Source organism: Microbulbifer sp. S227A, from assembly GCF_049800935.1.
The window spans coordinates 1-24833 of sequence record NZ_JBNAFZ010000012.1 but is presented as its reverse complement, the minus strand read 5'-3'; the positions used below and the strand labels follow the sequence as shown (position 1 = coordinate 24833).

Below are 24833 nucleotides of genomic sequence, written 5' to 3'. Positions count from 1 at the left end.
GGGGCGCGAATCCGGTCGCAAGCAGCTTTGTCAGCCCGGCGTCAGTTCAGGGCATTTTTGCGTCGCCTTGCGCGGTTCATCCATCGAATAGCTGAAGCGGATCATGGTCGCCCCGCGCTGGATCGGGCTGACGTTGCAAATCATCGGGTCACCGGATTTACGGTCGATCCGGGCCCACCATTCGGCGCGGTTTTCCTGGATCGTGACAAAGTCGCGAATGTCGCCCCAGACCGGGCTGGCCATGCATTGCCCCTGCCAGATGCGGCTGGAATCCAGGATCGATGTCTGGGCAAAGGAGCTCTCGGGATCCACGCCCCACAAGTCGTGATAGGCAGTGTTGGAAAACACCAGATCGCCGGTCATGGAAAAGACCGCGATGGCATCGTCGATCTGGTCAAACACCGCCTGCCACATCTCCAGGTCCGAGCGGAAGCGGCGCGTCAGGGTGATTTCGGCGGTGATGTCCTCGATCAGGAAGGCGACCGCGCCGTCGGGATGCGGCCGGCCGCTGACCGAATAGACCGACCCGGAGGGCAGCGACCAGGTTTCCTGATAGCGGCCATCGGTGGCGGCCTCGACAAGCTCGGCCATCTGTTCACGCCAGCTGTTGTAATTCTTGGGCTCGGGCATCATGCGGCTGTCGCGCAGGCGGTCAAAGAATGACAGGATCGTGGGCCGGCCGCTCAGAAAATCGGCGGGCAGCGCGGTCAGGTCAACCAGGGCGGGGTTGAACAGCACCAGTTGACGGTTGCGGTCAAAGATCGCCAACCCGATGGAAAGCTGGGCAAAGGTTTTGGCCAGCGTCTGAACGAAATTGCGCTGCGCGAGTTCAGCGTCGACAATCGCGTTCACGTCGATGGCATAGATCAGGGTCCCGGCGTCGCATTGAACAATCGACACATCGAACCACAGTTTCTTGTCCGAACCGCTCACCGTCAGGCTGCGGCGCGTTCGCTTGGTCGGAATCGGCACCTCTCCCGCGGGTCCGAATAGGGCCGAATCCTTTCTTGCGGGTTTGCCCAGAACCGTCTGGCAGAGCGTATCAAAAGCGGTGTTGAACCAGATGACATCGCCGGTATCGTCGACACACCAGACGGGGTAATGCGCGCTGTTGACGGCAAAGCGCAGGGTTTCCAGCTCTTGCGCGGCATCGGCAAACGCGTGGTACAGGTCGGCGGATTGCGGGCTGTCCTCGCGGCGGCGGCGCATCGAAACCCGGGTGATTCCGTCGATCCATTCACAATGAATTTCGCTCGGGTTCTTGGGGTCGGGCGTCTGCGCCACCAACTGGCCGCTGGCTTTAACGATGTCCTGGGTTTTCGGGAATGTCGGATAGAGCGCGCTCAGCCCCTGGTGGAGGTCTTTCCAGAAACAGGGGCCATCGGGCAGTTCGATCGCCTGCCGCGCGCGGGTGGTTGCATCGACCAGATCGGCGCCGTCGAAAATCCATACGATATCGTCAACCGCACCGGGGCCGACCGTGCGGGTTCGCGGACGTGTTGCCAGAAAGCGCGACGACACATAAGCGACCACGAGGCATGTTATGGCGAGTATCATGAGTTCGATGATCGGCACCCCCGCAGAACATTTTAGACCCTTGCCAAGGGAATTGCTTCAGTTTGCCCGCCCATTGGTTAACGCGGTGTTAAAGTCGCCCGACACAGTCACAGGCCCGCCGCCCGTGTCAGGTTGATGCGAAACCGGTCGCGGCGGCGTTGGTAGCGGCGGGTCATTTCGGCCGAGGCATGGCCGAGATGTTTCTGCACATGGCGTTCATCGACCTCGGCGCTTGACGCAAGCCCCGCGCGCAGCGAATGGCCCGAGAACAGCGCCAGACGCTCGGCTTCGGGCAGGTCGGGGCGCAACCCGGCATCGAGCACCGTTTTCTTGACCAGCCGGGCGATATGCCGGTCATTGAGCCGGGCGGGAAGGGCGCGTTTGCCATCGCGCGTGGTGCGCACAAAGATCGGTCCGAATTCGATCCGGGCAAAGTGCAGCCATTGTTCGAGCGCATGCACCGGGCAGGTCCGGTCGCTGGACCCGCGCCCGATTTCAACCTCGCGCCAGCCGGTCTTGGCGTTGAGCATCAGCAGCGCGCCATCCTCGAACAGGTCGATCCATCCCTTGCTGTCGGGCGTATCGTCCTTGCCGACATCCAGAGATACGATTTCCGAGCGTCGCAACCCACCCGCGTAGCCGAGCAACAGGATCGCGCGATCGCGCAGACCGCGCAAATCATAGGGCAGGGTGGCAACCATGGCGATGATGTCCTGTGGCAGGATCGCCGCCTTTTGCACGGGCGGGCGGGCATGTTCACGCTTGATACCGGCGAGAACTGCGGCGACGTGGCGGTTGCGGCGGTCAAGCGTCATGCCGCGCTGGGCATAGTTCCAGCTCAGTCCCGACAGCCGCCGGTCGATGGTCGATACCGTGAGCGCGGGCGACCCGTCCGACGGGGCGGCAAGATCGGCGAGGTAGAGGCCGATCATCTCGGGCGAGGGCGGCAGCGGCTCGGTCCCCTTCAATCGGCACCATCGCGAAAAATGCGCCCAATCCCTGGCATAGGCCCTGAGCGTGTTTTCCGATGCGGATTTTTCCGCATAAGAGCGCGCGGTTTCCACGAGCCGGTCCAGCCTGCCCGAGCCCGCCACATGCGCGGGCACCGCTATGTTGTCATGTGCTGCATCGTCGATGGATTTCGGGTGTTGCGCCTTTGCCGACATTGTAACCCTGCCCGTGCTCGATTGTTGTTGTGACCGATCCTAGCGCCAAGTCGGCCATCAGGGCAATCGACGCACCGCAGACCAGGCACCGATCCATCCGGTTGCCCCGGCGCTGTTACATTCGGGCGAAAACACGCTCAAAGTGGGTTTCCGGGATCGATTCGGATGCGATTCAACCTGACGTTGCGCTATTCTGAGCCATGAAAACAAGGCGATCCGCGTTCTCGGGGGGCTGTTACAAAACCGTCACATAACTTTTGCATAAGCATCACAGAATCTCTCTAGCCACGCGGCAGAGATCGATCCAACCGATCTGGAATGACAATCAGGAGATACCATGTCTTTCACCAAATTCTCTGTGTCGGCGCTGGCACTGCTCGCCGTGTCCGCCACAGCCGCAGCCGCCCGTGACGAAATCCGCATCGTTGGTTCGTCCACCGTGTTCCCCTACACGCAGGCCGTTGCTGAGCAGTTCGCCAATAACACCGGCGCGCCTTCTCCGATCGTCGAATCCACCGGCACCGGCGGCGGCATGAAAATCTTCTGCGGCGGTATCGGCGAGCAGCACGCCGACATCACCGGCGCATCGCGGGCGATGAAAGCCTCGGAATACAAGCTGTGCCAGGAAAACGGCGTGACCGAGATCTCCGAAGCCATGATCGGCTTTGACGGCCTGTCGCTGGCCATCTCGCGGTCCAACGACCTCGAATGGGATCTCAGCCTGAGCGAAATCTACCTGGCACTGGCCGCGCAGGTTCCGGTTGACGGCGCGTGGGCCGACAACCCGTACAAGACCTGGGACCAGATCAACCCCGATCTGCCCGCCGTGGAAATCCTGGCCTATGGCCCGCCGCCGACCTCGGGCACCCGCGACGCCTTTGTCGAGCTTGCCATGCATGCCGGTTGCGAAGAGCTGGCCTATGTGCACGACGGCGGCTTTGACGGAAAATGGGTCAAGGAAAACTGCTCGCGCATGCGCACCGACGGACCCTTTGTCGAAGCCGGTGAAAACGACAACCTGATCGTTCAGCGCCTGGAAGCAGACCCCAACGCCATGGGCATCTTTGGCTATTCCTTCCTGTACGAGAACCTGGACAAGCTGAAAGGCGTGATGATCGAAGGCGTCGAGCCGAGCACCGACACCATCGCCGACAAATCCTATCCGGTTTCGCGCCCGCTGTTCTTCTACGTCAAGAACGCACATCGCGGCGTTATCCCGAACCTGAACGAGTTCATCGAAGAATACATGTCGGATGACGCGCTGGAAGCCGGCGGTTACCTGTCCGAGCGGGGCCTGGTTGCGCTGGCCGATGATCGCCGCATGGAGCTTCAGGATGCCGTTCTGAACGGCAACGCGATGACCGCGCCGGAATAACGCGCACGCGTGTCAGAACAGAAACCCGGGGCGCACCCACGCGCCCCGGGTCCTTTTTGGAAAGAACAGGCCTATGACAGCTCTTCCATTCATCCTGCTCATCGTTGCGGTGATCGCCGGCTACCTGGTCAACCGCATCGCGTCCCGGGCGATCCGTGACGGTGGCGACAGGCTGCATTCACTGACGAATTATCACGGATTGTTTTCGGCGCTGCTGATCCTGGTGCCGGTGCTGACCTTCATCCTGCTCTGGCTGGTGCTGCAAGGCCCCGTGATCGACGGCATGGTGATGCGAGGGCTTCCGGGGGGGTCGCTGGACGGGCTGGACTCGGGCGGCACCCAGCTTGTTCTTGCCGAGATCAAGTCGATCGCCAACGGGCAGGTTTTCGGCACCCCGGCGGATTGGAAAATTGCCGCCGCCGAGCGCTATGGCCAGTTGCAGAGCAATGCCGGCTGGGTGCTGGTGATCGCGGTCGCGCTATTGTCGCTGGCGCTGCTGGGTTTTGCCCGCTCGCGCGTGGCCGCCGATTTCCGCGCACGCCAGGGGGTTGAAAAGATCGTTTCCGGCCTGATGATCTTTTGCTCGACCGTGGCGATCTTTACCACGATTGGCATCATTGTTTCGCTGACCTATGAAACCATCCGCTTTCTCGATGCGGTGCCGCTGACCGATTTCCTCTTTGGCACCAACTGGGAGCCGCAGATTCCGCTGCGCGAAGATCAGATCGCCGCCGATGGTGCCTTTGGGTGGCTGCCGGTTTTTGTCGGGACCATCGTGATCACGGTTGTCGCCCTGGCGGTTGCCGTGCCGATCGGGCTGTTCTCGGCCATCTACCTCAACGAATTTGCCCCCAGGAAATTCCGGTCGGTGGTCAAGCCGTTCCTTGAAATCCTCGCCGGGGTGCCCACGGTCGTCTACGGATTTTTCGCCATTCTTGTCGTTGCGCCGGCCATTCGGAACTTTGGCCAGTCCATCGGACTTGACGTGGCGCCGAACACCGCGCTTGCCGCCGGTGGCGTCATGGGCATCATGCTGATCCCGTTCATCTCGTCCTTTGCCGATGACGCGCTTTCGGCGGTTCCGCGGGCGCTGCGGGACGGGGCGCTTGGCCTCGGGTCCACACGTGGCGAGATGATGACGACGGTGCTGTTTCCGGCGGCGCTTCCGGGTATCGTCGGGGGCGTCCTGCTCGCTGTCAGCCGCGCCATCGGTGAAACGATGATCGTGGTGATGGCCGCCGGCCTGATCGCCAAGATGACGATCAACCCGCTGGACAGCGTGACCACGGTGACGGTTCAGATCGTGACCCTGCTGATTGGCGACACGTCGTTTGACAACCCCAAGACACTGGCGGCCTTTGCCCTTGGCATGATGCTGTTCCTTGTCACCCTGATCATCAACATTTTCGCGCTGCGCATCGTGCGCAAATACCGCGAAGCCTACGATTGAGGCCCTGGACATGACCGATATCACAAACGCGCCCGGTGCCTCTGGCCGGCCCTCATCGACGGAACTGGTCGCGGCCTCGCTCAAGGCGCGCCACCGCAAGCAGAAACGCCTGCAATGGATTGGCCTCGGGGCGATTTCCATCGCCTTCCTGATGTTGTTCATCCTTGTCGGTTCGCTGGTCAGCACCGGCTGGCAGGCCTTTACCCAGACCCATGTCACGCTTGATGTCTATGTGGACCCCGAGGAAATCCCCGAGGAACGCCTGCCGCGTGGCGGGTTTGACGATGCGTTGGCCGCGTCGCTGGGCAAGATGCTGCCCGGTGTCGACATGAACGACCGGGCAACCGCGCGGGCGGTCGAGAAAATCCTTTCGAACGGAGCGCAGTTCGAACTGCGTGACCTCGTGGTGGCGGACCCGGCGCTGATCGGGAAAACGATCACCATGACCGTGCCGGTTTCCGACCCGTTCGACCAGTTGAACAAGGGTCTGATCGCGCGCGACACCCCGGAAGAGAACCGCCGCGTCAAGAATAACGAGATCCAGTGGTTCGATACGCTCAAGGACGAGGGCGCGATCTCCAAACCGTTCAACTGGGCTCTTTTCACCAATGCGGATTCGCGCTTTCCGGAACTGGCGGGGCTCAAGGGCGCGCTGGTCGGTTCGTTCTGGGCGCTGCTGACCTGTTTCCTGATCTCTTTCCCGCTGGGGATCGGTTCGGCGATCTATCTTGAGGAATTCGCCCCCAAGAACAAGCTGAGCGATTTCATCGAGGTCAACATCAACAACCTGGCGGCGGTGCCGTCGGTGGTGTTCGGCCTGTTGGCGCTGGCGGTGTTCATCGGCTGGTTCGGCCTGCCCCGGTCGGCCCCGTTTGTCGGCGGTCTGACTCTGGCCCTGATGACCATGCCGACGATCATCATCGCCACCCGCGCCGCGCTCAAGGCGGTGCCACCGTCGATCCGCGAGGCGGCGCTTGGCCTTGGTGCCTCAAAACAGCAGGTGGTGTTCCAGCATGTTCTGCCGCTGGCCATGCCCGGCATTCTGACCGGTACGATCATCGGGCTGGCGCAGGCGCTTGGGGAAACCGCTCCGTTGCTGCTCATCGGCATGAACGCCTTTATCACCTCGGCCGCCAGCAGCCCGTTCGAAAGCGCCACCGCCCTGCCGACGCAGATCTTCATCTGGGCCGACAGCCCGGAACGCGGCTTCGTTTCGCGCACCTCGGCTGCTATCCTCGTCCTGCTGGGATTCCTCGTCATGATGAACATGGTCGCGATCTACCTGCGGCAGAAATTTGAACGCAAATGGTAAGCGCTCCGAAAAAGGAACTCGATATGAACGACATGAGAACAATTGAGCGCGGCGCCAAGTCGGCGGAAGCCAAGGTCAGCGCGCGCGGCGTGAACGTCCATTACGGCGACACCCACGCCATCAAGGACGTGAACGTCGATATCGCCAACAACAACGTGACCGCCTTTATCGGCCCGTCCGGTTGTGGCAAATCGACATTCCTGCGCTGTTTGAACCGGATGAACGACACCATCGACATCTGCCGCGTCGATGGCAGCATTCAGCTGGACGGCGAAAACATCTATGCCAAGAGCGTCGATCCGGTGCAGTTGCGCGCCCGTGTCGGGATGGTGTTTCAAAAACCCAACCCGTTCCCCAAGTCGATCTATGACAATGTCGCCTATGGCCCGCGGATCCACGGGCTGGCCCGGTCGAAATCCGAGCTGGACGACATCGTCGAACGCGCGCTGCGGCGCGGGGCCATCTGGAACGAGGTCAAGGACCGGCTCGACGCGCCGGGCACCGGCCTGTCCGGCGGCCAGCAGCAACGCCTGTGCATCGCCCGGGCCGTGGCCACCGAGCCAGAAGTGCTGTTGATGGACGAGCCCTGTTCGGCGCTCGACCCGATTGCCACCGCCCAGGTGGAAGAGCTGATCGACGAGCTGCGCCAGAACTTTACCGTTGTCATCGTGACCCACTCGATGCAGCAGGCCGCCCGCGTCAGCCAGAACACCGCTTTTTTCCACCTGGGTGAACTGGTGGAATTCGGCGAGACCGGCACGATCTTTACCAATCCCGAAGACCCACGTACCGAAAGCTACATCACCGGCCGTATCGGCTAAAGGATACCAATCGATGTCTGAACAAACTCACATTGCTTCGGCTTTTGACCGTGATCTGGAAACCGTCCAGGCGCAGATCATGAAGATGGGCGGGCTGGTCGAGGCCGCCATCAACGCGGCGGCGCGTTCGCTGGAGAACCGCGACGAGGAGCTCGCCGAGCAGGTACGCAAGAACGACAAGGCGATCGATGCGCTCGAAGACCTGATCAACGAGGAATCCGCGCGCGTCATCGCGACCCGCGCGCCCACCGCCAAGGACCTGCGCCTGATCCTGTCGGTAACCAAGATCAGCAACAATCTCGAACGGATCGGTGACTATGCCAAGAATATCGGCAAGCGCACCACCGTTCTCGCGCAGATCCCGCCGGTCAGTGACAGCGCCGGCGCCTTGCGCCGCATGGCCCGCGAGGTGGAAGAGATGCTGGAAGACGCGCTGGACGCTTATGTTCAGCGTGACGTGGATCTCGCCCAGCACGTGATCGAGCGCGACCGCGAGATCGACCAGATGTACAATGCGCTGTTCCGCGAGTTCCTGACCTTCATGCTCGAAGATACGCGCAACATCACGCCCTGCATGCACCTGCATTTCATCGCCAAGAATATCGAGCGCATGGGCGACCATGTCACCTCGATTGCCGAGCAGGTCATCTATCTGGTCACCGGCGAACGCCCCGACGAAGAACGGCCCAAGGCCGATACCACCTCGCTGACTGCATAAGGTCTCAACGATCATGTCTGCCGACAAGCCCACCGTTCTCGTTGTCGAAGATGAACCGGCACAGCGGGAAGTTCTGAGTTACAACCTTGCCGCCGAGGGGTTTCGTGTCTGCCAGGCCGAAAACGGCGAAGAGGCTCTGTTGGTGGTCGACGAAGACACGCCGGACGTGATCGTGCTCGACTGGATGATGCCCAATCTCAGCGGCATCGAGGTCTGCCGGAGACTCAAGACCCGGCAGGCCACGCGGGCGATCCCGATCATTATGCTGTCGGCCCGGTCCGAAGAGGTCGACAAGGTGCGGGGGCTGGAAACCGGGGCGGATGACTATGTGATCAAACCCTATTCGGTGGTCGAACTGATGGCGCGCGTGCGGGCACAATTGCGCCGCTCGCGCCCGTCCGCCGTGGGGGTTCAGCTGGAGTTCGACGACATCTTGCTGGACGGTGAAACCCACAAGGTCAGCCGCAGCGGCAAGCCGATCAAGCTTGGCCCGACCGAGTTCCGCCTGTTGCGCAATTTCATGGAAAAGCCCGCGCGGGTCTGGAGCCGGGAACAGCTTCTGGACCGGGTCTGGGGGCGCGACATCTATGTCGATACCCGCACCGTGGACGTGCATGTGGGCCGCTTGCGCAAGGCATTGATGCAGCATGGCGGCGATGATCCGGTGCGCACGGTACGCGGCGCGGGATATGCCCTGGGCTAGGGCGGTTCGGGGGTGATCCGCCCCCGTCTCCTGGAATGTGTTTTTCCCTGTCCGGTTGCGGCCGGGCAACGTGGCGGGCCGGGGCCTGTCACAATCGCCGTGCCGATACGGCGGCGGCCTGGACGTGGCCGCGGCATGATGCGCGGTGTGTTGTGATATAGTGCTGAAATCGCAGAGATTTCCATCTCGGTGCCGGGCTGTCACATATCGGTTTCAATCGCTGACTACTTAGCCCCAAGCAACAAATCTGGAGCCAGAGAAAATGAAAGATTCTGACACGAGCGCAATGAGCTGGGACGACTGGGACGAAGCCAACGATCCGCGCCCCGAGATCACCGAGTTCGACCGGGTGGTCGAGGCAAGCCTGTCGCGCCGTGGTTTCCTCTCGGGTCTCGTCGCTTTTGGGTCGGGTGCCGCAGCACTTGGCACCGGCTTGCTGAACGGCACCTCGGCGCAGGCCCAGGACGCGGCGCGCTTTGCCTTCAAGCCGATCCCGATCTCGACCGATGGCACCGTGCATGTCCCCGACGGGTATAACTGGCAGGCGATGGTCAGCTGGGGTGACGCGCTGTTCTCGGACGCCGAGGCGTTTGACCCGGAGAATGGCGTGACGGCGGCCTCTGCGGATCGCGTGTTCGGCGAAAACACCGATGGCATGGAGCTGTTCCTTGTGGGCAATCGCCAGATCATCGCGGTGAACCACGAATACACCAACAACAAGGTGAACCTGCCCAAGACCCATGTGGATGGCAAGGCAGGCTCGGCAGAAGACGCGCAGCTGCTGCGCAACCTGCAAGGCGTTGCGGTGATCGAGGTTGCCGAGGGTGAGGATGGCTGGGCCGTGGTGGTTGACAGCCCCTATAACCGCCGCATCACCCAGGACACGGTGATCAACCTGTCCGGCCCGGTTGCGGGGTCCGACCTGGTCAAGACACTCTCCGATCCTGACGGCATGACGGCACGCGGCACCATGAACAACTGTGGCGCGGGCAAGACACCGTGGGGCACCTATCTGACCTGCGAAGAGAATTTCAACGGCTATTTCGGCTCGACCGACCAGGCGCATGAACGCACGCCCGAACAGGCGCGCTATGGCGTTGGTCTCACGGGGCGCTATGGTTACGAGAATTTCGACGCGCGTTTTGACATCTCCAAGGACCCGAACGAGCCGAATACCCAGGGCTGGGTGGTCGAGATCGACCCCACCAACCCGGATTCGGTTCCCAACAAGCGCACCGCCCTTGGACGCTTCAAGCACGAGAACGCCGCTTGCGCGATCGCGCCCGATGGTCGGGTCGTGGTCTATATGGGCGATGACGAGCGCGGCGAGTTCCTGTACAAGTTCGTGTCCGACGCGGTTTACGTTCCCGGCGGCGACACCTCGACCCTGCTGGACGAGGGCACGCTCTATGTTGCCAAGTTCCTTGAAAACGGTTCGGGCCAGTGGCTGCCCCTGACCCCGGAAACGACCGGCATGGCGCTGGATGAAATCCTGGTCTTTGCCCGCATCGCCGCGTCCAAGGTTGGCGCAACGACGATGGACCGCCCCGAATGGGTTGCCGTCAGCCCGAACGAGATCGTGGCCTATTGCGCGCTGACCAACAACAAGAACCGGGGCATCAAGACCAATGCCGGTGGCGATGAAACGCCGGTGGGTGGCCCGAACCCGCGCGCCGAAAACCGCTATGGCCAGATCGTGCGCTGGTACCCGGCGAACGAGGATCACACCGATCCGGCCTTTACCTGGGACCTCTATGTCATGGCGGGCAATCCGGAAAAGCACGACGATGTCTACTCCGGGTCGCGCAATGTCACGGCGGGCAACATGTTCAACTCGCCCGATGGCATGGCGATCGATTCCACCGGCCTGATCTGGATCCAGACCGATGGCGACTTCAGCAACGAGGGCGACTTCGAGGGCATGGGCAACAACCAGATGCTGGCGGGCGACCCGGCAACCGGCGAGATCCAGCGCTTCATGACCGGCCCCTACGGGTCCGAAGTCACCGGTGTCTGCTGGTCCGCCGACAAGCGCACGATGTTTGTCGGGATCCAGCATCCCGACGCGGGTTTTCCGGGCGATGGCCTGCCGCGTTCGACCATTGTGGCGATCAAACGGGACGACAACGCGCTGGTCGGGTAATCGCCTGACCAAGGGAACAGGGCGGATTCGCATCCGCCGGGGCCGCTGGAGTAATCCGGCGGCCTGTTTTTTGGGCAATCGCCGCCATTTGCGGCGGTTCCCCTGCCTAGCGCAGATTGGGGATTGTATCCGGAGCGGTGCCTGCCGCGTCCTGAACCGCGATGTGCAACGAGCGCGCAATCCGTTCCGCCCGCTCGATCACATGGGCCGCCCCCGCCGGTGAACAGACCCGCCGCGCGGTCTCGCGAAACAGCGTCAGCCAGCGTTCGAAATGCGCCCAAGTCACCGGCAAACCGGCATGTGCCGGGACCGGCGCGCCATGATATTGCCCGGTCATCAAGGCGACCGAAGACCAGAAGGCCGTCAACCGTTCCATATGCGCGGGCCAGTCGCTGACACGGCTGGCAAAGATCGGGCCAAGCAGCGGATCGGTTCGCACTTTGGTATAGAATTCTTCAACCAGAACAGCCAGTTGGGCGTTGTCCAGGCCGGTCTTGTCCATCAGGCTCCGGGTCGCTTCCGGGCGCAGGGAATTGAGCGCGGTGGCGTTTGAATTCTGACTCTGCATGGTCCTGACCCTTGTTGTCGCCATGGTCCGTTTTCTAGCGGATTGAACTGGTAGATAGAATACCAATTCAACATGGATGACCAAATGCCGCGCCTTGTTGGAATACCGCAAAACCAATCGGTACGGGCCGATGCCCGGCGATTGCGCGGCCCATCCTCGCGGCATGGCATTCTGTGGTCTGGCTAGCCGATGACCGCCCAGAGGCAGTGTGCAAATCCTAGCGCCGCCAAAATTTTACCGTTTGATAAAATTCTGAGTTGTGGCAGGCTCGGAAAAAAGCCCAGGGAGACTCAATGACCAACTCGCATACCCCAGGCCTGGTTGCCGGACGCCTTGATGCCGAAGAGATTGCATCGAATTTTGCCGATCTGCACCCGGCATATGATCCACACGAAGCCGCGGTCGCCGCCGACCGATGTTATTTTTGCCATGATGCGCCCTGTGTCACGGCCTGTCCGACGGATATCGATATTCCGCTGTTCATCCGCCAGATCGCGACCGCGCAACCCGAGGCGGCGGCACAGACCATTTTTGAACAGAATATTCTGGGCGGCATGTGTGCCCGCGTCTGTCCCACCGAAACGCTCTGTGAAGAAGCCTGTGTGCGCGAAGCCGCCGAGGGCAAGCCGGTCGAAATCGGCCGCCTGCAACGGTTCGCAACCGACTCGGCCATGGCCCGACAGGGGCATCCGTTCCTGCGGGCGGCAAGCACCGGCAAGAGCATTGGTGTCGTGGGTTCGGGTCCGGCGGGTCTGGCCTGTGCCCACCGCCTTGCGATGAAGGGGCACGATGTCACCATCTACGAGGCCCGCGACCGTGCCGGCGGGCTGAACGAATACGGGCTTGCCGCCTACAAGACCACCGGGAATTTCGCCGCGCGCGAGATCGACTGGCTGTTGGGGATCGGCGGCATCACCGTGGTGAATGGCCAGGTGCTGGGCGACAACATCGACCTTGCGACCTTGCAGGCCGATCATGACGCGGTGTTTCTTGGTATCGGACTTGGTGGTGTCAACCTGCTCGACCTGCCGGGTTTCGATCTTGCCGGTGTGCGCAACGCGGTGGATTTCATCGCGGAGTTGCGCCAGGCCGAGGACAAGGGGACGCTCGCGGTGGGGCGCAATATCGTGGTGATTGGCGGCGGCATGACCGCGATCGACGCAGCGGTGCAATCGCGGTTGCTCGGGGCGCAGAGCGTGACGCTGGCCTATCGGCGCGACCGCGCGGCCATGGGTGCAAGCGGGTTCGAACAGGATCTTGCCGCCACCCACGGGGTCCGGCTAATGACCAATGTCACGCCGGTTGCGGTGCATGGCGATGGCGCGGTGCAGGAGATCGAGCTTGAATACACGCAGGCCGGCAACGGCACCCTGCACGCCACCGGAGAACGGATCCGCCTGCCCGCCGATCAGGTGCTGCTGGCCATCGGTCAGACCCTGGCCGAGGATGCCGGTCTCGCGACCGAGCGTGGCAAGCTTGCCGTATCGGGGGCCGGGCGCACCAGCCTTGCCAATGTCTGGGCCGGGGGCGATTGCACGCCGGGCGAGGACCTGACGGTGGTTGCCGTGGCCGAGGGCCGCGATGCCGCCGAGGATATTCACGCCGCGCTTTCTGAGTGACGCGCCCCGCAACATGACGGGCGACGGCCCGGAAAGGACCATGACAATGGCAGATCTGACAACCGACTTCCTGGGCATCAAAAGCCCCAACCCCTTTTGGCTCGCATCGGCGCCGCCGACCGACAAGGAATACAACGTGCGCCGCGCCTTTGAGGCAGGCTGGGGTGGTGTCGTATGGAAAACCCTTGGCGAGGCCGGCCCGCCGGTGGTGAATGTCAACGGGCCGCGCTATGGTGCGATCTGGGGCGCGGACCGCAGGCTCCTGGGTCTCAACAACATCGAACTGATCACCGACCGGCCCCTTGAAACAAACCTCGAGGAAATGACACGGGTGAAACGCGATTATCCGGATCACGCGCTGATCGCGTCGATCATGGTGCCGTGCGAGGAAGCCTCGTGGAAAGCCATCCTGCCCCGTGTTGCGGAAACCGGTGCCGACGGGATCGAGCTCAACTTTGGATGTCCGCACGGAATGAGCGAACGGGGCATGGGGGCCGCGGTCGGACAGGTGCCGGATTACATCCGGATGGTCACCGAATGGTGCAAGAAATATTATGACAAGCCGGTCATCGTAAAGCTGACGCCGAACATAACCGATATCCGCTATCCGGCGCGCGCCGCCTGTGCGGGCGGTGCCGATGCGGTCAGCCTTATCAACACGGTGTCGTCGATCACCTCGGTCAATCTCGACACGTTCAGCCCCGAGCCGAGCATCGACGGCAAGGGCAGCCATGGTGGCTATTGTGGCCCGGCGGTCAAACCCATCGCGCTGAACATGGTGGCCGAGATCGCCCGCGACCCGGAAACGCAAGGCTTACCGATCTCGGGTATCGGCGGTGTCACCACATGGCGGGACGCGGCGGAATTCATCGCGTTGGGCTGTGGAACCGTTCAGGTTTGCACCGCCGCGATGACCTATGGGTTCCGCGTGGTCGAGGAAATGAAGCGCGGCCTGTCGCAATGGATGGACGAAAAGGGCTATGGCGCGATCGCCGATTTCCAGGGCCGCGCCGCGCCGAACGTGACGGATTGGCAATATCTTAACCTGAACTTTGTCACCAAGGCGCGGATCGATCAGGATGCCTGTATCAAATGTGGCCGCTGTTATGCCGCCTGCGAGGACACCTCGCACCAGGCCATCACCATGAGCGAGGGCCGGGTGTTCGACGTGGATGACAGCGAATGCGTTGCCTGCAACCTGTGCCTTGACGTCTGCCCGGTCGACGGGTGCATCACCATGGAACAGCTCGAACCGGGAGTGACCGATCCGCGGACCGGGCGTATCGTGTCGGCCGAGCATGCGGATTGGACCTCGCACCCGAACAACCCGATGGCACGGGTGGCCGAATAGCCGCTAGCCAGGGGTCAACATGCGGCGGAACAGCGTGTCCAGATGCTGTTCCGCGCGCGCAAACGGATCGGTGCCGCCATTGACGGCCCGGACCTGGATATCGAAATCCGCATAATGCTGGGTCAGGGCCCAGATCGAGAAAATCAGGTGGACCGGATCGACCCGCGCCAGCCTGCCCGCCGCGATCCAGCCTTCGATGGTCGCCGCCGTGCGGTCGACCAATGCCTTCAGGTCGCCCTCGAGATCGGGCAGGATCGTCGGTGCGCCCTGCAGGATCTCATTGGCGAAAATCCGGCTCTCGCGCGGATAGTCGCGGGCCAGCTGGAGTTTGCGCTGGACGTATTCCAGGATCTCGTCCAGCGGCTCGCCCCCGTGATCCATCGCCCTGAGCGGATCCAGCCAGGTTTCCAGCAGCCCGTGCAGCAACTCGCGGTGAATCGCCTCTTTGGAGGGGTAGTAATAGAGCAGGTTCGGCTTGCTCAGTCCCGCCTCGCTGGAAATCTGATCCAGCGTCGCGCCGCGGTAGCCATGTTTCGAAAACACCTCGAGCGCCGCCCCCAGGATCAGCTCGCGGTTGCGTTTCTGGATGCGGGTTCTGGGCCTGGTGGCGTCACGGGGATGCGGTTGCGCCGATCTTTTTGTCATTGCATGCCATTCCCTGCCAATATTTCATGCGATTGCCGCTTTTGCCTGCGGCAGACTTGACTGACCTTGGCTCCGTGGTAGCGTGACTTTGACCGATTGGTCAAATCATGAATTGGCCAGCAGTCGCTAGCAAGATCGGGGATGATATGACCGCACCATCAGCCAACCTGACTGTCAATGCCGACAGGCTTTGGGACACTCTCATGGAAATGGCCAAGATCGGGCCGGGCGTCGCGGGGGGCAACAATCGCCAGACGCTGACCGATGAAGACGCCGAGGGCCGCGCGCTGTTTCAGCGCTGGTGCGAAGAGGCCGGGTGCAGCATGGGGCTGGACCAGATGGGCAACATGTTCGCCCGCCGCGAGGGCACCGACCCGGAGGCGCTGCCGGTCTATGTCGGCAGCCATCTTGATACACAGCCGACCGGTGGCAAGTATGACGGTGTGCTCGGGGTTCTTGGCGGGCTGGAAATCATCCGCACCCTCAATGACCTTGGCATCAAGACCAAACATCCCATTGTCGCCACCAACTGGACCAACGAAGAGGGCACCCGTTATGCGCCGGCGATGCTGGCGTCGGGGGTATTTGCGGGCGTGCATACGCAGGATTGGGCCTATGCCCGCGAGGATCACGACGGCAAGACCTTTGGCGATGAACTCAAGCGCATAGGCTGGCGCGGCGAAGAGACAGTCGGCGCGCGCAAGATGCACGCGTTTTTCGAACTGCACATCGAACAGGGCCCGATCCTTGAGGCCGAGGGCAAGGATATCGGCGTTGTCACCCATGGTCAGGGCCTGTCATGGACCCAGGTCACCGTGACCGGCAAGGACGCCCATACCGGCTCGACCCCGATGCCGATGCGCAAGAACGCCGGTCTTGGCATGGCGCGGATACTGGAAAAGGTCGAAGAGATCGCATGGTCGCACAAACCCCATGCGGTGGGCGCGGCGGGCCATATCGAAGTCTTTCCCAACTCGCGCAACGTGATTCCGGGCCGGGCGGTGTTTACCATCGATTTCCGCTCGCCAGATCTCGCGGTGATCCAGGACATGGAAACGCGGCTAAGGGCCGAGGCGCAAAAGATTTGCGATGACATGGGGCTTGAGGTCGCGTTCGAAAAGGTCGGCGGGTTTGACCCGGTGGAATTCGACGCCGGCTGTGTCAGCGCCGTGCGCAACGCCGCCGAGCGTCTGGGCTATTCCCACCGCGACCTGATTTCCGGCGCCGGGCATGATGCCTGCTGGATCAACCAGGTTGCGCCGACCGCAATGGTGATGTGCCCCTGTGTTGATGGCCTTTCGCATAACGAGGCCGAAGAAATCACCAAGGACTGGGCGCGCGCCGGGGCGGATGTGCTGTTGCACGCGGTTGCCGAAACGGCGGAGATCGTCACCTGATCTCGCCTGAGACCAAGAACAATCAGGCATCGCAAAGAGGTGCCCACGACACGGGGAGAAAAACCAATGAGCACCGTCATCAAGAACGGAACCATCGTCACCGCCGACCTGACCTATGAGGCGGATGTCAGGGTCGAGGGCGGCAAGATCACCGAGATCGGCCCGAACCTCGCCGGTGACGAGGTGCTGGACGCGACCGGCTGTTACGTGATGCCCGGCGGAATCGATCCGCATACGCATCTGGAAATGCCCTTCATGGGCACCTATTCGACCGATGATTTCGAGAGCGGCACCCGCGCGGCACTTGCCGGTGGCACCACGATGGTGGTCGATTTCGCGCTGCCTTCGCCGGGGCAGGGGCTGTTGGATGCCCTGCAGATGTGGGACAACAAATCGACCCGCGCCAATTGCGACTATTCCTTTCACATGGCGGTGACATGGTGGGGCGAGCAGGTGTTTGACGAGATGAAGACCGTGGTCGAGGATCGCGGCATCAACACGTTCAAGCATTTCATGGCCTACAAGGGCGCGTTGATGGTCAATGACGACGAGATGTACGCGTCGTTCCAGCGGCTGGCCGAGCTGGGCGGGATCGCCATGGTGCATGCGGAAAACGGCGACGTGGTGGCCGAATTGTCTGCCAAGCTGCTGGCCGAAGGCAATACCGGCCCCGAGGCACATGCCTATTCCCGCCCGCCGCAGGTCGAGGGCGAAGCGACCAACCGTGCCATCATGATCGCGGATATGGCGGGCGTGCCGCTATACGTGGTGCATACCAGCTGTGAAGACAGCCACGAGGCCATCCGCCGCGCCCGGATGCAGGGCAAGCGTGTCTGGGGCGAGCCGCTGATCCAGCATCTGACGCTGGACGAGAGCGAGTATTTCAATCCCGATTGGGATCACGCCGCCCGCCGCGTCATGTCACCCCCGTTCCGCAACAAGCAACATCAGGACAGCCTGTGGGCCGGCCTGCAATCCGGGTCGCTCAGCGTGGTGGCGACCGATCATTGCGCCTTTACCACCGAGCAGAAACGCTATGGCGTGGGCGATTTCACCAAGATCCCCAATGGCACCGGCGGGCTGGAAGACCGGATGCCGATGCTGTGGACACGGGGCGTTGCGACCGGTCGGCTGACACCCGAGGAATTTGTCGCGGTGACATCGACCAATATCGCCAAGATCCTCAACTGCTATCCCCGCAAGGGGGCGATCATGGTCGGCTCGGATGCCGATATCGTGGTCTGGGATCCGAAAAAGGAAAAGACGATTTCGGCCTCCAGCCAGCAGAGCGCCATCGATTACAACGTGTTCGAGGGGCAGGCGGTCAAGGGATTGCCGCGCTATACCCTGACCCGTGGACAGGTTGCGGTGATGGATGGCGAAATCCGCACCGAGGAAGGCCATGGCGAATTCGTCAGCCGCGCCGCCAACACCACGGTCAACAAGGCGCTGTCCACCTGGAAGGAACTGACCGCGCCGCGCCCCGTCGAGCGCAGCGGCATTCCCGCGACGGGGGTTTGATGGCCCTGTTTCTGACTGCAAAGACCCGCGCATGAGCGTCTCTGCTCCCGACTCCGCACCAACACCGGATGCCGCGAACACCGTGATCGCGGCCGATGGGCTGGATCTCACCTTTCAGACCGCCGATGGCCCGGTTCACGCGCTCAGGAACGTGTCGCTGGATGTGCCCAAGGGCAGTTTCGTCAGCTTTATCGGCCCCTCGGGCTGTGGCAAGACCACCTTTCTGCGCTGCATCGCCGGGCTGGAAACCCCCACGGGGGGCAGCCTGACGGTCAATGGCATGACGGCGGACGAGGCGCGGCGGGCGCGGGCCTATGGCTATGTCTTCCAGGCCGCGGGGTTGTACCCCTGGCGCAGCATCGGCGGCAATATCCGCCTGCCGCTGGAAATCATGGGGTTTTCCAGGGCGGAACAGGCAGAGCGCGTGGCGCGGGTGCTTGAACTCGTGGAACTGAGCAGCTTTGAGAAAAAGTTTCCGTGGCAATTGTCGGGCGGCATGCAACAACGTGCGTCGATTGCGCGGGCATTGGCCTTTGATGCCGAGATCCTGCTGATGGACGAACCCTTTGGGGCGCTGGATGAAATCGTGCGCGACCGGTTGAACGAAGAGGTGCTGCGCCTGTGGGACCGCACACAGAAAACCATCTGTTTCGTCACCCATTCGATCCCCGAGGCGGTTTACCTGTCGACGCATATCGTGGTGATGTCGCCGCGCCCCGGACGGATCAGCGATGTCATCGAAAGCACGCTGCCAAGGGAACGGCCGCTTGATATTCGCGACACGCCGGAATTCATCGAAATCGCCCACCGGGTCCGCGACGGGCTGCGCGCGGGGTACGAAGAGTGAGCGCCAGCCCCGAGTCCCGCCGCTGGCGTTTTCCGCCGGTTCTGGCAATGGTCCTCGCGGTGCTGGCGATCTGGTATCTGGCGGTGGTGCCGATGAACGTGCAAGACGTTCTGACCCGCGCCGAACGTGCGGGGGAAACCGTTTCGCCGGCAACCGCGGTCGAGCGTCGCGACATGGGGTCCTGGGCCCTGGTGCGGCGAAATCCCGGCCTGCTGGGCGAAAGCTGGAGCCTCGAGCGGCCACGCCTTCCCGCGCCGCATCAGGTCGCGGAAGAACTGTACCGGTCGACCATCGACGAGGAACTGAACGGGCGGCGCGGGATCGTCCGCTCGGGCAGCCTGTCGAACCGATCGCTGATCTATCACGGGGGCATCACGCTGGGTGCGACCTTCCTCGGCTTTCTGATCGGCACCGTGCTCGGGATCGCACTCGCTGTTGGGATCGTGCATTCGCGGGTGATGGACATGTCGATCATGCCCTGGGCCATTGTCAGCCAGACCATTCCCATCGTGGCGCTGGCCCCGATGATCATCGTGGTGCTCTATTCCATCGGTATTCAGGGGTTGATCCCCAAGGCGGTGATCTCGGCCTACCTGTCGTTTTTTCCGGTGGTGGTCGGCATGGTCAAGGGGCTGCGCTCGCCCGATGCGATGCAGCTTGACCTGATGCGCACCTATAATGCCGGGGCGATGACGGTGCTGACCAAGCTGCGTTTGCCTGCATCGGTGCCCTATCTCTTTGCCTCGCTGAAAATCGCCATTGCCGCCAGCCTTGTAGGTGCCATCGTCGGTGAATTGCCGGTGCAAAAGGGCGGATTGGGTGCGCGGATGCTGGCGGGCAGCTATTACGGGCAAACCTCGCAGGTCTGGGCCGCGCTGATCATGGCGGCGGCATTGGCGGCGCTGCTGGTCTGGCTGACCGGCTGGCTTGAACGACGCACCCTGCGCGCAATGGGGGGGCAACCATGAGCCTGGTGATCCTTGCCCTGCTGATCTGGGCGGCGGGTTTTGCGCTGAACCTCTGGCTTGCGACCCCGCCCCGCGCCCAGAGTCGCGCGGCGCGGCTGGCGGTTCCGTTGATATTCGGGGCAACCGTTCTGGCCATGTGGGAGCTGGTCGTGCGCGGCCTCGAAGTGCCACAGGTCATCCTGCCCCCGCCCAGCGTCATCGCGACCACCTTTGCCGGCAATGGCGCGATGCTGTGGGGCGATTTCGTGCAGACCATCCTCAAGGGCGCGCTTGGCGGCTATGTCATCGGTTGCGCGGCGGCCTTCCTGACCGCGCTGCTGGTTGATCGCTATGCCTATCTGCGCGCGGGCCTGTTGCCGCTGGGCAATTTCATGGCGGCGCTGCCCATCGTCGGTACCGCGCCGATCCTGGTGATGTGGTTCGGTTTTGGCTGGCAATCCAAGGCGGCAGTTGTGGTGCTGATGGTGTTTTTCCCGATGCTGGTGAACACGGTTGCCGGCCTGTCGGAAACCTCCGCGATGCAGCGCGACCTGATGCGGACCTACGCGGCCAGCTGGGGCGAGACTCTGCTGAAACTGCGCCTTCCCGCGGCGCTGCCGTTCATTTTCAACGGGCTCAAGGTCTGTACGACGCTGGCCCTGATCGGCGCGATTGTTGCGGAATTTTTCGGCTCGCCGACGCAGGGGCTGGGCTTTCGCATCTCGACATCGATTGGCCAGCTTGACCTCGGCCTTGTCTGGTCCGCCATTTTGGTGGCGGCGATTACCGGCACCCTGGCCTATGGGCTGGCGGCGCTGATCGAAAAGTGGCTGACCTTCTGGCATCCATCGCAACGCGGCTGAGAACCGCAAATACCAATAAACCAAAACCAAGAACCAACAGGGAGACTACCATGACAAAAACCATGCTGATCGCAGCGCTTGCATCGACCGCGCTGACCGTGCCGGCCCTGGCCGACGACGTCACGCTGCAACTGAAATGGGTCACGCAGGCCCAGTTCGCGGGGTATTACGTCGCGTTGGAAAACGGCTATTACGAGGACGCGGGGCTTGAGGTCACGGTCCTGCCCGGCGGGCCGGATATCGCCCCGACCCAGGTGATCGCCGGCGGCGGGGCGGATGTCATCGTCGAATGGATGCCCGCCGCCCTGGCCGCGCGTGAAAACGGGTTGCCGCTGGTCAATATCGCGCAGCCGTTCAAATCGTCGGGCATGATGCTGACCTGCTGGGGAGATGTGGGGATCGAGGGGCCGGAAACGCTGGTCAACCGCACGCTGGGCGTGTGGTTCTTTGGCAATGAATACCCGTTCCTCAGCTGGATGTCGCATCTGGGCATCGGCACCGATGGCAAGGGCGAGAACAGCGTCGAGGTTCTCAAACAGGGCTTTAATGTCGACCCGCTGTTGCAGCGGCAGGCCGATTGCATCTCGACCATGACCTACAATGAATACGGCCAGGTTCTGGACAGTGGTGTCGCGGCGGAAGAGCTGATTACCTTCAAATACGAGGATCAGGGCGTCGCCACGCTGGAAGACGGGCTCTATGTCATGGAAGAGAACCTGTCGGACCCGGCTTTTGTCGAGCGGATGGAAAAATTCGTCGCCGCGTCGATGCAGGGCTGGAAATGGGCCGAGGAAAACCCCGAAGAGGCGGCGATGATCGTGCTCGATTATGACGAGACCGGCGCGCAGACCGAAGCCCACCAGGTGCGCATGATGACCGAGGTTGCCAAGTTGACCGCCGGGTCCAACGGTGCACTGGATGCCGGCGATTACGAAAGGACGGTGGCCACCTTGCTCGCCGGTGGCTCGGACCCGGTCATCACCAAGGAACCACAAGGCGCGTTTACCACGGCGATCACCGACAAGGCACTGGGCGGACAATAACCCGGTCGGCGGGGCCCCGGCATGCTCGGGGCCCGGGCCAGCTTTGCCAATCGGATGCGATGATCCCCTGCGGGGCGGATGCCAATCGATGAGCTGGCCTTGGGTGCGCTATGCGGTGAGTCCGTTTGGTTCTGGTAGGTTGTTTGCGCGGCAGCAGGCTGTGAGGGTGTTTGCCAGGAGGCAGGCGATGGTCATGGGGCCGACGCCGCCGGGGACGGGGGTGATGGCGCCGGCGACGGCGGCGCAGCTTTCGTAGTGGCAATCGCCGACCAGCCGGGTTTTGACGCTGCCGTCGGCATTGGTGCCTTTTTCCGGCGCGTCGATGCGGTTGATGCCCACGTCGATCACCGTGGCGCCCGGCTTGATCCAGTCGCCCGGCACCATTTCCGGGCGGCCGACGGCGGCGACCACGATATCGGCGCGGCGCACCACTTCGGGCAGGTCCCGGGTGCGCGAATGCGCGATGGTTACGGTACAACTGTCGCCCAGCAGCAATTGCGCCATCGGCTTGCCGACGATGTTGCTGCGCCCCAGCACCACCGCGTTCATGCCCGACAGCGACCCGTGCTGCTCGCGCAGCATCATCAGGCACCCCAGCGGCGTGCAGGGCACCATCGATTTCTGCCCGGTGCCCAGCAGGCCGACGTTGGAAATATGGAACCCGTCCGCATCCTTGGCCGGGTTGATGGCGTTGATCACCAGGTCGGAATTCATGTGGCCGGGCAGCGGCAGCTGGACCAGGATGCCATGCACCCGGGGGTCGGTGTTCAGCGTCTCGATCAGGGCGAGCAGGTCGGCCTCGGAGGTGTCGGCCCCGAGCTTGTGCTCGAAGCTGGCCATGCCGACCTCGACCGTCATCTTGCCCTTGGAGCGCACATAGACCTGCGACGCCGGGTCCTCGCCAACCAGCACCACGGCAAGGCCGGGGATGATGTCATGCTCGGCCTTCAGGCGGGCAACCTGTTCGGCAACCCTGGTGCGCACAGTTGCTGCAAAGGCTTTTCCGTCGATGATCTGGGCAGTCATGGTGTCGGTCCTAAATGTCGGTGTCAGGTCGGTTTCCTTGATCCCGGGCGCGCCGTCAATGCGCGCCCGGGCCGATTGGCTGCGCGTCCGCGCTCAGAACAGGCCTTCGATCTGGCCGGCGTCGTTCAGGCGGATATTCTCGGCCGAGGGCACCCGCGGCAGGCCCGGCATGGTCATGATCTCGCCACAGACCACGACGATGAACCCGGCCCCCGCCGACAGCCGCACCTCGCGCACCGGCACCGAATGGCCGGTGGGCGCGCCGCGCAGGTTCGGATCGGTCGAGAAGGAATATTGCGTTTTTGCCATGCAGACCGGCAGGTTGCCGTATCCCTGCTCTTCCCAGAGCTTGAGCTGGTCGCGGATCTTCTTGTCCATCAACGCCTCGTCGGCGCGGTAGATACGCTTGCAGATGGTCTGGATCTTGTCCGCCAGCGGCATGTCGTCGGGATAGATCGGCGCGAAATTCGCCTGCCCGGCCTCGGCCACGGCAACCACCTTGCGCGCGAGATCGGCAGAGCCTTCCGAGCCCAGCTCCCAGTGACGGCTCAGCACCGCCTCGGCGCCATGCGACCTGGCATAGTCCCGGATCGCCTCGACCTCGGCATCGGTGTCGGTGACGAAATGGTTGATCGCCACCACCACCGGCACGCCGAACGACTTCAGGTTCTCGATGTGACGGCCCAGGTTCGGACAGCCCTTTTTCACCGCCTCGACATTCTCCGCGCCCAGGTCCGCCTTGGCCACGCCGCCATTCATCTTCATCGCCCGCACGGTCGCCACGCAGACCACCGCCGCCGGCGACAGGCCCGCCTTGCGGCACTTGATGTTCATGAACTTCTCGGCCCCCAGGTCGGCCCCGAAACCGGCCTCGGTGACCACGTAATCCGCCAGCTTGAGCGCCGTGGTGGTGGCAATGACCGAGTTGCAGCCATGCGCGATATTGGCAAACGGGCCGCCATGCACAAAGGCCGGGTTGTTCTCCAGCGTCTGCACCAGGTTGGGCTGCATCGCGTCCTTGAGCAGCACGGTCATCGCGCCTTCGGCCTTGATATCACGGGCATAAACCGGCGTGCGGTCGCGGCGATAGGCGACGATCATGTCGCCCAGGCGCTTTTCCAGGTCCTTCAGGTCCTTGGCCAGGCAGAGGATTGCCATCACTTCGGAGGCCACGGTGATGTCAAACCCGCCCTCGCGCGGAAAGCCGTTGGCCACGCCCCCGAGGCTCAGCACCACATTGCGCAGGGCGCGGTCGTTCATGTCGACAACCCGCCGCCACTGGACCCGGCGCAGGTCGATCTCCTGTTCGTTGCCCCAGTAGATGTGGTTGTCGATCATCGCGCTCAACAGCGAATGCGCGCTGGTGATGGCGTGGAAATCGCCGGTGAAATGCAGGTTCATGTCCTCCATCGGCACAACCTGCGCCATGCCCCCCCCGGCGGCACCGCCCTTCATGCCGAAATTCGGACCCAGCGACGCCTCGCGGATACAAATCATCGCCTTTTTGCCGATATGGTTCAGACCATCACCCAGCCCCACGGTTGTCGTGGTCTTGCCCTCGCCCGCCGGGGTCGGGTTGATCGCGGTCACCAGGATCAGCTTGCCATCGGGACGATCCTGCACCGAGTCGATGAACGCCTGCCCGACCTTGGCCTTGTCATGACCATAAGGCAACAAATGCTCCGACGGGATCCCAAGCCCGTCACCAATCTCCTGAATCCCCTTCTTACGCGCTTCCCGCGCTATCTCAATATCACTTCT

Annotated in this window: 21 protein-coding genes; 15 read left to right on the top strand and 6 right to left on the bottom strand. The window is 62.6% G+C overall.

All coding sequences use genetic code 11. The features are described 5' to 3' along the window. Window positions 1–30: 30 nt before the first annotated feature. On the bottom strand, window positions 31–1557 hold the full coding sequence (locus ACP15R_RS21825) for a PAS-domain containing protein (RefSeq protein ID WP_424988191.1): 1527 nt from the start codon (window positions 1555–1557) through the stop codon (window positions 31–33). A gap of 107 nt (window positions 1558–1664) precedes the next feature. Continuing rightward, a complete protein-coding gene (locus ACP15R_RS21820; RefSeq protein ID WP_424988190.1) occupies window positions 1665–2723 on the bottom strand; it encodes a tyrosine-type recombinase/integrase in 1059 nt (352 codons plus the stop codon). A gap of 337 nt (window positions 2724–3060) precedes the next feature. Here ACP15R_RS21820 and ACP15R_RS21815 point away from each other — a divergent pair, with 337 nt between their 5' ends. From ACP15R_RS21815 to ACP15R_RS21785, 7 genes are all read left to right on the top strand, one after another. Continuing rightward, window positions 3061–4098 (top strand): PstS family phosphate ABC transporter substrate-binding protein, encoded by a 1038-nt coding sequence (locus ACP15R_RS21815; protein ID WP_424988189.1) that lies wholly within the window; start codon window positions 3061–3063, stop codon window positions 4096–4098. Between the two features lie 73 nt (window positions 4099–4171). After that, the gene (pstC, locus tag ACP15R_RS21810; protein ID WP_424988188.1) at window positions 4172–5548 is read left to right on the top strand and encodes a phosphate ABC transporter permease subunit PstC; all 1377 of its coding nucleotides are present in this window, start codon (window positions 4172–4174) and stop codon (window positions 5546–5548) included. A 10-nt stretch (window positions 5549–5558) separates the two neighbouring features. Next, complete coding sequence (gene pstA, locus ACP15R_RS21805) at window positions 5559–6860, top strand: phosphate ABC transporter permease PstA (protein WP_424988187.1); 1302 nt, start codon at window positions 5559–5561, stop codon at window positions 6858–6860. A 23-nt stretch (window positions 6861–6883) separates the two neighbouring features. Further along, on the top strand, window positions 6884–7681 hold the full coding sequence (gene pstB, locus ACP15R_RS21800) for a phosphate ABC transporter ATP-binding protein PstB (protein ID WP_424988186.1): 798 nt from the start codon (window positions 6884–6886) through the stop codon (window positions 7679–7681). A 13-nt stretch (window positions 7682–7694) separates the two neighbouring features. Further along, window positions 7695–8399, top strand: coding sequence for a phosphate signaling complex protein PhoU (gene phoU, locus ACP15R_RS21795; protein ID WP_424988185.1), 705 nt, complete (start codon window positions 7695–7697; stop codon window positions 8397–8399). 13 nt (window positions 8400–8412) lie between these two features. Next, window positions 8413–9102, top strand: coding sequence for a phosphate regulon transcriptional regulator PhoB (gene phoB / locus ACP15R_RS21790; protein WP_424988184.1), 690 nt, complete (start codon window positions 8413–8415; stop codon window positions 9100–9102). A 262-nt stretch (window positions 9103–9364) separates the two neighbouring features. Then, the gene (locus tag ACP15R_RS21785) at window positions 9365–11245 is read left to right on the top strand and encodes a PhoX family protein (RefSeq protein WP_424988183.1); all 1881 of its coding nucleotides are present in this window, start codon (window positions 9365–9367) and stop codon (window positions 11243–11245) included. A 106-nt stretch (window positions 11246–11351) separates the two neighbouring features. Here the strand turns inward: ACP15R_RS21785 and ACP15R_RS21780 are convergent, their stop codons facing one another. Continuing rightward, window positions 11352–11813 (bottom strand): group III truncated hemoglobin, encoded by a 462-nt coding sequence (locus ACP15R_RS21780; RefSeq protein WP_424988182.1) that lies wholly within the window; start codon window positions 11811–11813, stop codon window positions 11352–11354. A 293-nt stretch (window positions 11814–12106) separates the two neighbouring features. On the opposite strand from ACP15R_RS21780, the gene ACP15R_RS21775 reads away from it, so the two are divergent. Then, a complete protein-coding gene (locus tag ACP15R_RS21775) occupies window positions 12107–13432 on the top strand; it encodes an NAD(P)-dependent oxidoreductase (RefSeq protein ID WP_424988181.1) in 1326 nt (441 codons plus the stop codon). Between the two features lie 46 nt (window positions 13433–13478). Continuing rightward, entirely contained in the window at window positions 13479–14783 is a 1305-nt protein-coding gene (gene preA / locus ACP15R_RS21770) for an NAD-dependent dihydropyrimidine dehydrogenase subunit PreA (protein ID WP_424988180.1), read from the top strand. Between the two features lie 3 nt (window positions 14784–14786). On the opposite strand, the gene ACP15R_RS21765 is transcribed toward preA, so the two are convergent. Next, on the bottom strand, window positions 14787–15428 hold the full coding sequence (locus tag ACP15R_RS21765) for a TetR family transcriptional regulator C-terminal domain-containing protein (protein ID WP_424988179.1): 642 nt from the start codon (window positions 15426–15428) through the stop codon (window positions 14787–14789). Between the two features lie 146 nt (window positions 15429–15574). Between ACP15R_RS21765 and ACP15R_RS21760 the strand changes: the two genes are divergently transcribed. The 6 genes from ACP15R_RS21760 (at window position 15575) to ACP15R_RS21735 (ending at window position 22046) form a co-directional block, all read left to right on the top strand. Continuing rightward, on the top strand, window positions 15575–16825 hold the full coding sequence (locus ACP15R_RS21760; RefSeq protein ID WP_424988178.1) for a Zn-dependent hydrolase: 1251 nt from the start codon (window positions 15575–15577) through the stop codon (window positions 16823–16825). 66 nt (window positions 16826–16891) lie between these two features. After that, window positions 16892–18346: a dihydropyrimidinase gene (hydA, locus tag ACP15R_RS21755; RefSeq protein ID WP_424988177.1), complete on the top strand. Its 1455-nt coding sequence runs from the start codon at window positions 16892–16894 to the stop codon at window positions 18344–18346. Between the two features lie 31 nt (window positions 18347–18377). Continuing rightward, on the top strand, window positions 18378–19193 hold the full coding sequence (locus tag ACP15R_RS21750; RefSeq protein ID WP_424988176.1) for an ABC transporter ATP-binding protein: 816 nt from the start codon (window positions 18378–18380) through the stop codon (window positions 19191–19193). Further along, a complete protein-coding gene (locus ACP15R_RS21745; protein WP_424988175.1) occupies window positions 19190–20161 on the top strand; it encodes an ABC transporter permease in 972 nt (323 codons plus the stop codon). Before ACP15R_RS21750 ends, ACP15R_RS21745 begins: the two co-directional genes overlap by 4 nt. Further along, window positions 20158–21003 (top strand): ABC transporter permease, encoded by an 846-nt coding sequence (locus tag ACP15R_RS21740; protein ID WP_424988174.1) that lies wholly within the window; start codon window positions 20158–20160, stop codon window positions 21001–21003. Before ACP15R_RS21745 ends, ACP15R_RS21740 begins: the two co-directional genes overlap by 4 nt. A gap of 50 nt (window positions 21004–21053) precedes the next feature. After that, window positions 21054–22046, top strand: coding sequence for an ABC transporter substrate-binding protein (locus ACP15R_RS21735; protein ID WP_424988173.1), 993 nt, complete (start codon window positions 21054–21056; stop codon window positions 22044–22046). Between the two features lie 108 nt (window positions 22047–22154). On the opposite strand, the gene folD is transcribed toward ACP15R_RS21735, so the two are convergent. Together folD and ACP15R_RS21725 are read right to left on the bottom strand one after the other, a co-directional pair. After that, window positions 22155–23072, bottom strand: coding sequence for a bifunctional methylenetetrahydrofolate dehydrogenase/methenyltetrahydrofolate cyclohydrolase FolD (folD, locus tag ACP15R_RS21730; RefSeq protein WP_424988172.1), 918 nt, complete (start codon window positions 23070–23072; stop codon window positions 22155–22157). A gap of 93 nt (window positions 23073–23165) precedes the next feature. Then, window positions 23166–24833 (bottom strand): formate--tetrahydrofolate ligase (locus ACP15R_RS21725; protein WP_424988171.1); only part of this gene is annotated, 1668 nt, incomplete at its 5' end.

What these genes read in the sequence shown, in the direction of transcription:
- phoB (WP_424988184.1), top strand. Translation starts at nt 8,413, where the DNA reads ATGTCTGCCGACAAGCCCACCGTTCTCGTTGTCGAAGATGAACCGGCA.
- ACP15R_RS21820 (WP_424988190.1), bottom strand. Translation starts at nt 2,723, where the DNA reads ATGTCGGCAAAGGCGCAACACCCGAAATCCATCGACGATGCAGCACAT.
- ACP15R_RS21785 (WP_424988183.1), top strand. Translation starts at nt 9,365, where the DNA reads ATGAAAGATTCTGACACGAGCGCAATGAGCTGGGACGACTGGGACGAA.
- ACP15R_RS21765 (WP_424988179.1), bottom strand. Translation starts at nt 15,428, where the DNA reads ATGACAAAAAGATCGGCGCAACCGCATCCCCGTGACGCCACCAGGCCC.
- hydA (WP_424988177.1), top strand. Translation starts at nt 16,892, where the DNA reads ATGAGCACCGTCATCAAGAACGGAACCATCGTCACCGCCGACCTGACC.
- ACP15R_RS21815 (WP_424988189.1), top strand. Translation starts at nt 3,061, where the DNA reads ATGTCTTTCACCAAATTCTCTGTGTCGGCGCTGGCACTGCTCGCCGTG.
- phoU (WP_424988185.1), top strand. Translation starts at nt 7,695, where the DNA reads ATGTCTGAACAAACTCACATTGCTTCGGCTTTTGACCGTGATCTGGAA.
- ACP15R_RS21735 (WP_424988173.1), top strand. Translation starts at nt 21,054, where the DNA reads ATGACAAAAACCATGCTGATCGCAGCGCTTGCATCGACCGCGCTGACC.
- pstA (WP_424988187.1), top strand. Translation starts at nt 5,559, where the DNA reads ATGACCGATATCACAAACGCGCCCGGTGCCTCTGGCCGGCCCTCATCG.
- ACP15R_RS21825 (WP_424988191.1), bottom strand. Translation starts at nt 1,557, where the DNA reads ATGATACTCGCCATAACATGCCTCGTGGTCGCTTATGTGTCGTCGCGC.
- ACP15R_RS21750 (WP_424988176.1), top strand. Translation starts at nt 18,378, where the DNA reads ATGAGCGTCTCTGCTCCCGACTCCGCACCAACACCGGATGCCGCGAAC.
- ACP15R_RS21780 (WP_424988182.1), bottom strand. Translation starts at nt 11,813, where the DNA reads ATGCAGAGTCAGAATTCAAACGCCACCGCGCTCAATTCCCTGCGCCCG.
- ACP15R_RS21775 (WP_424988181.1), top strand. Translation starts at nt 12,107, where the DNA reads ATGACCAACTCGCATACCCCAGGCCTGGTTGCCGGACGCCTTGATGCC.
- pstB (WP_424988186.1), top strand. Translation starts at nt 6,884, where the DNA reads ATGAACGACATGAGAACAATTGAGCGCGGCGCCAAGTCGGCGGAAGCC.
- ACP15R_RS21760 (WP_424988178.1), top strand. Translation starts at nt 15,575, where the DNA reads ATGACCGCACCATCAGCCAACCTGACTGTCAATGCCGACAGGCTTTGG.
- ACP15R_RS21740 (WP_424988174.1), top strand. Translation starts at nt 20,158, where the DNA reads ATGAGCCTGGTGATCCTTGCCCTGCTGATCTGGGCGGCGGGTTTTGCG.
- pstC (WP_424988188.1), top strand. Translation starts at nt 4,172, where the DNA reads ATGACAGCTCTTCCATTCATCCTGCTCATCGTTGCGGTGATCGCCGGC.
- folD (WP_424988172.1), bottom strand. Translation starts at nt 23,072, where the DNA reads ATGACTGCCCAGATCATCGACGGAAAAGCCTTTGCAGCAACTGTGCGC.
- preA (WP_424988180.1), top strand. Translation starts at nt 13,479, where the DNA reads ATGGCAGATCTGACAACCGACTTCCTGGGCATCAAAAGCCCCAACCCC.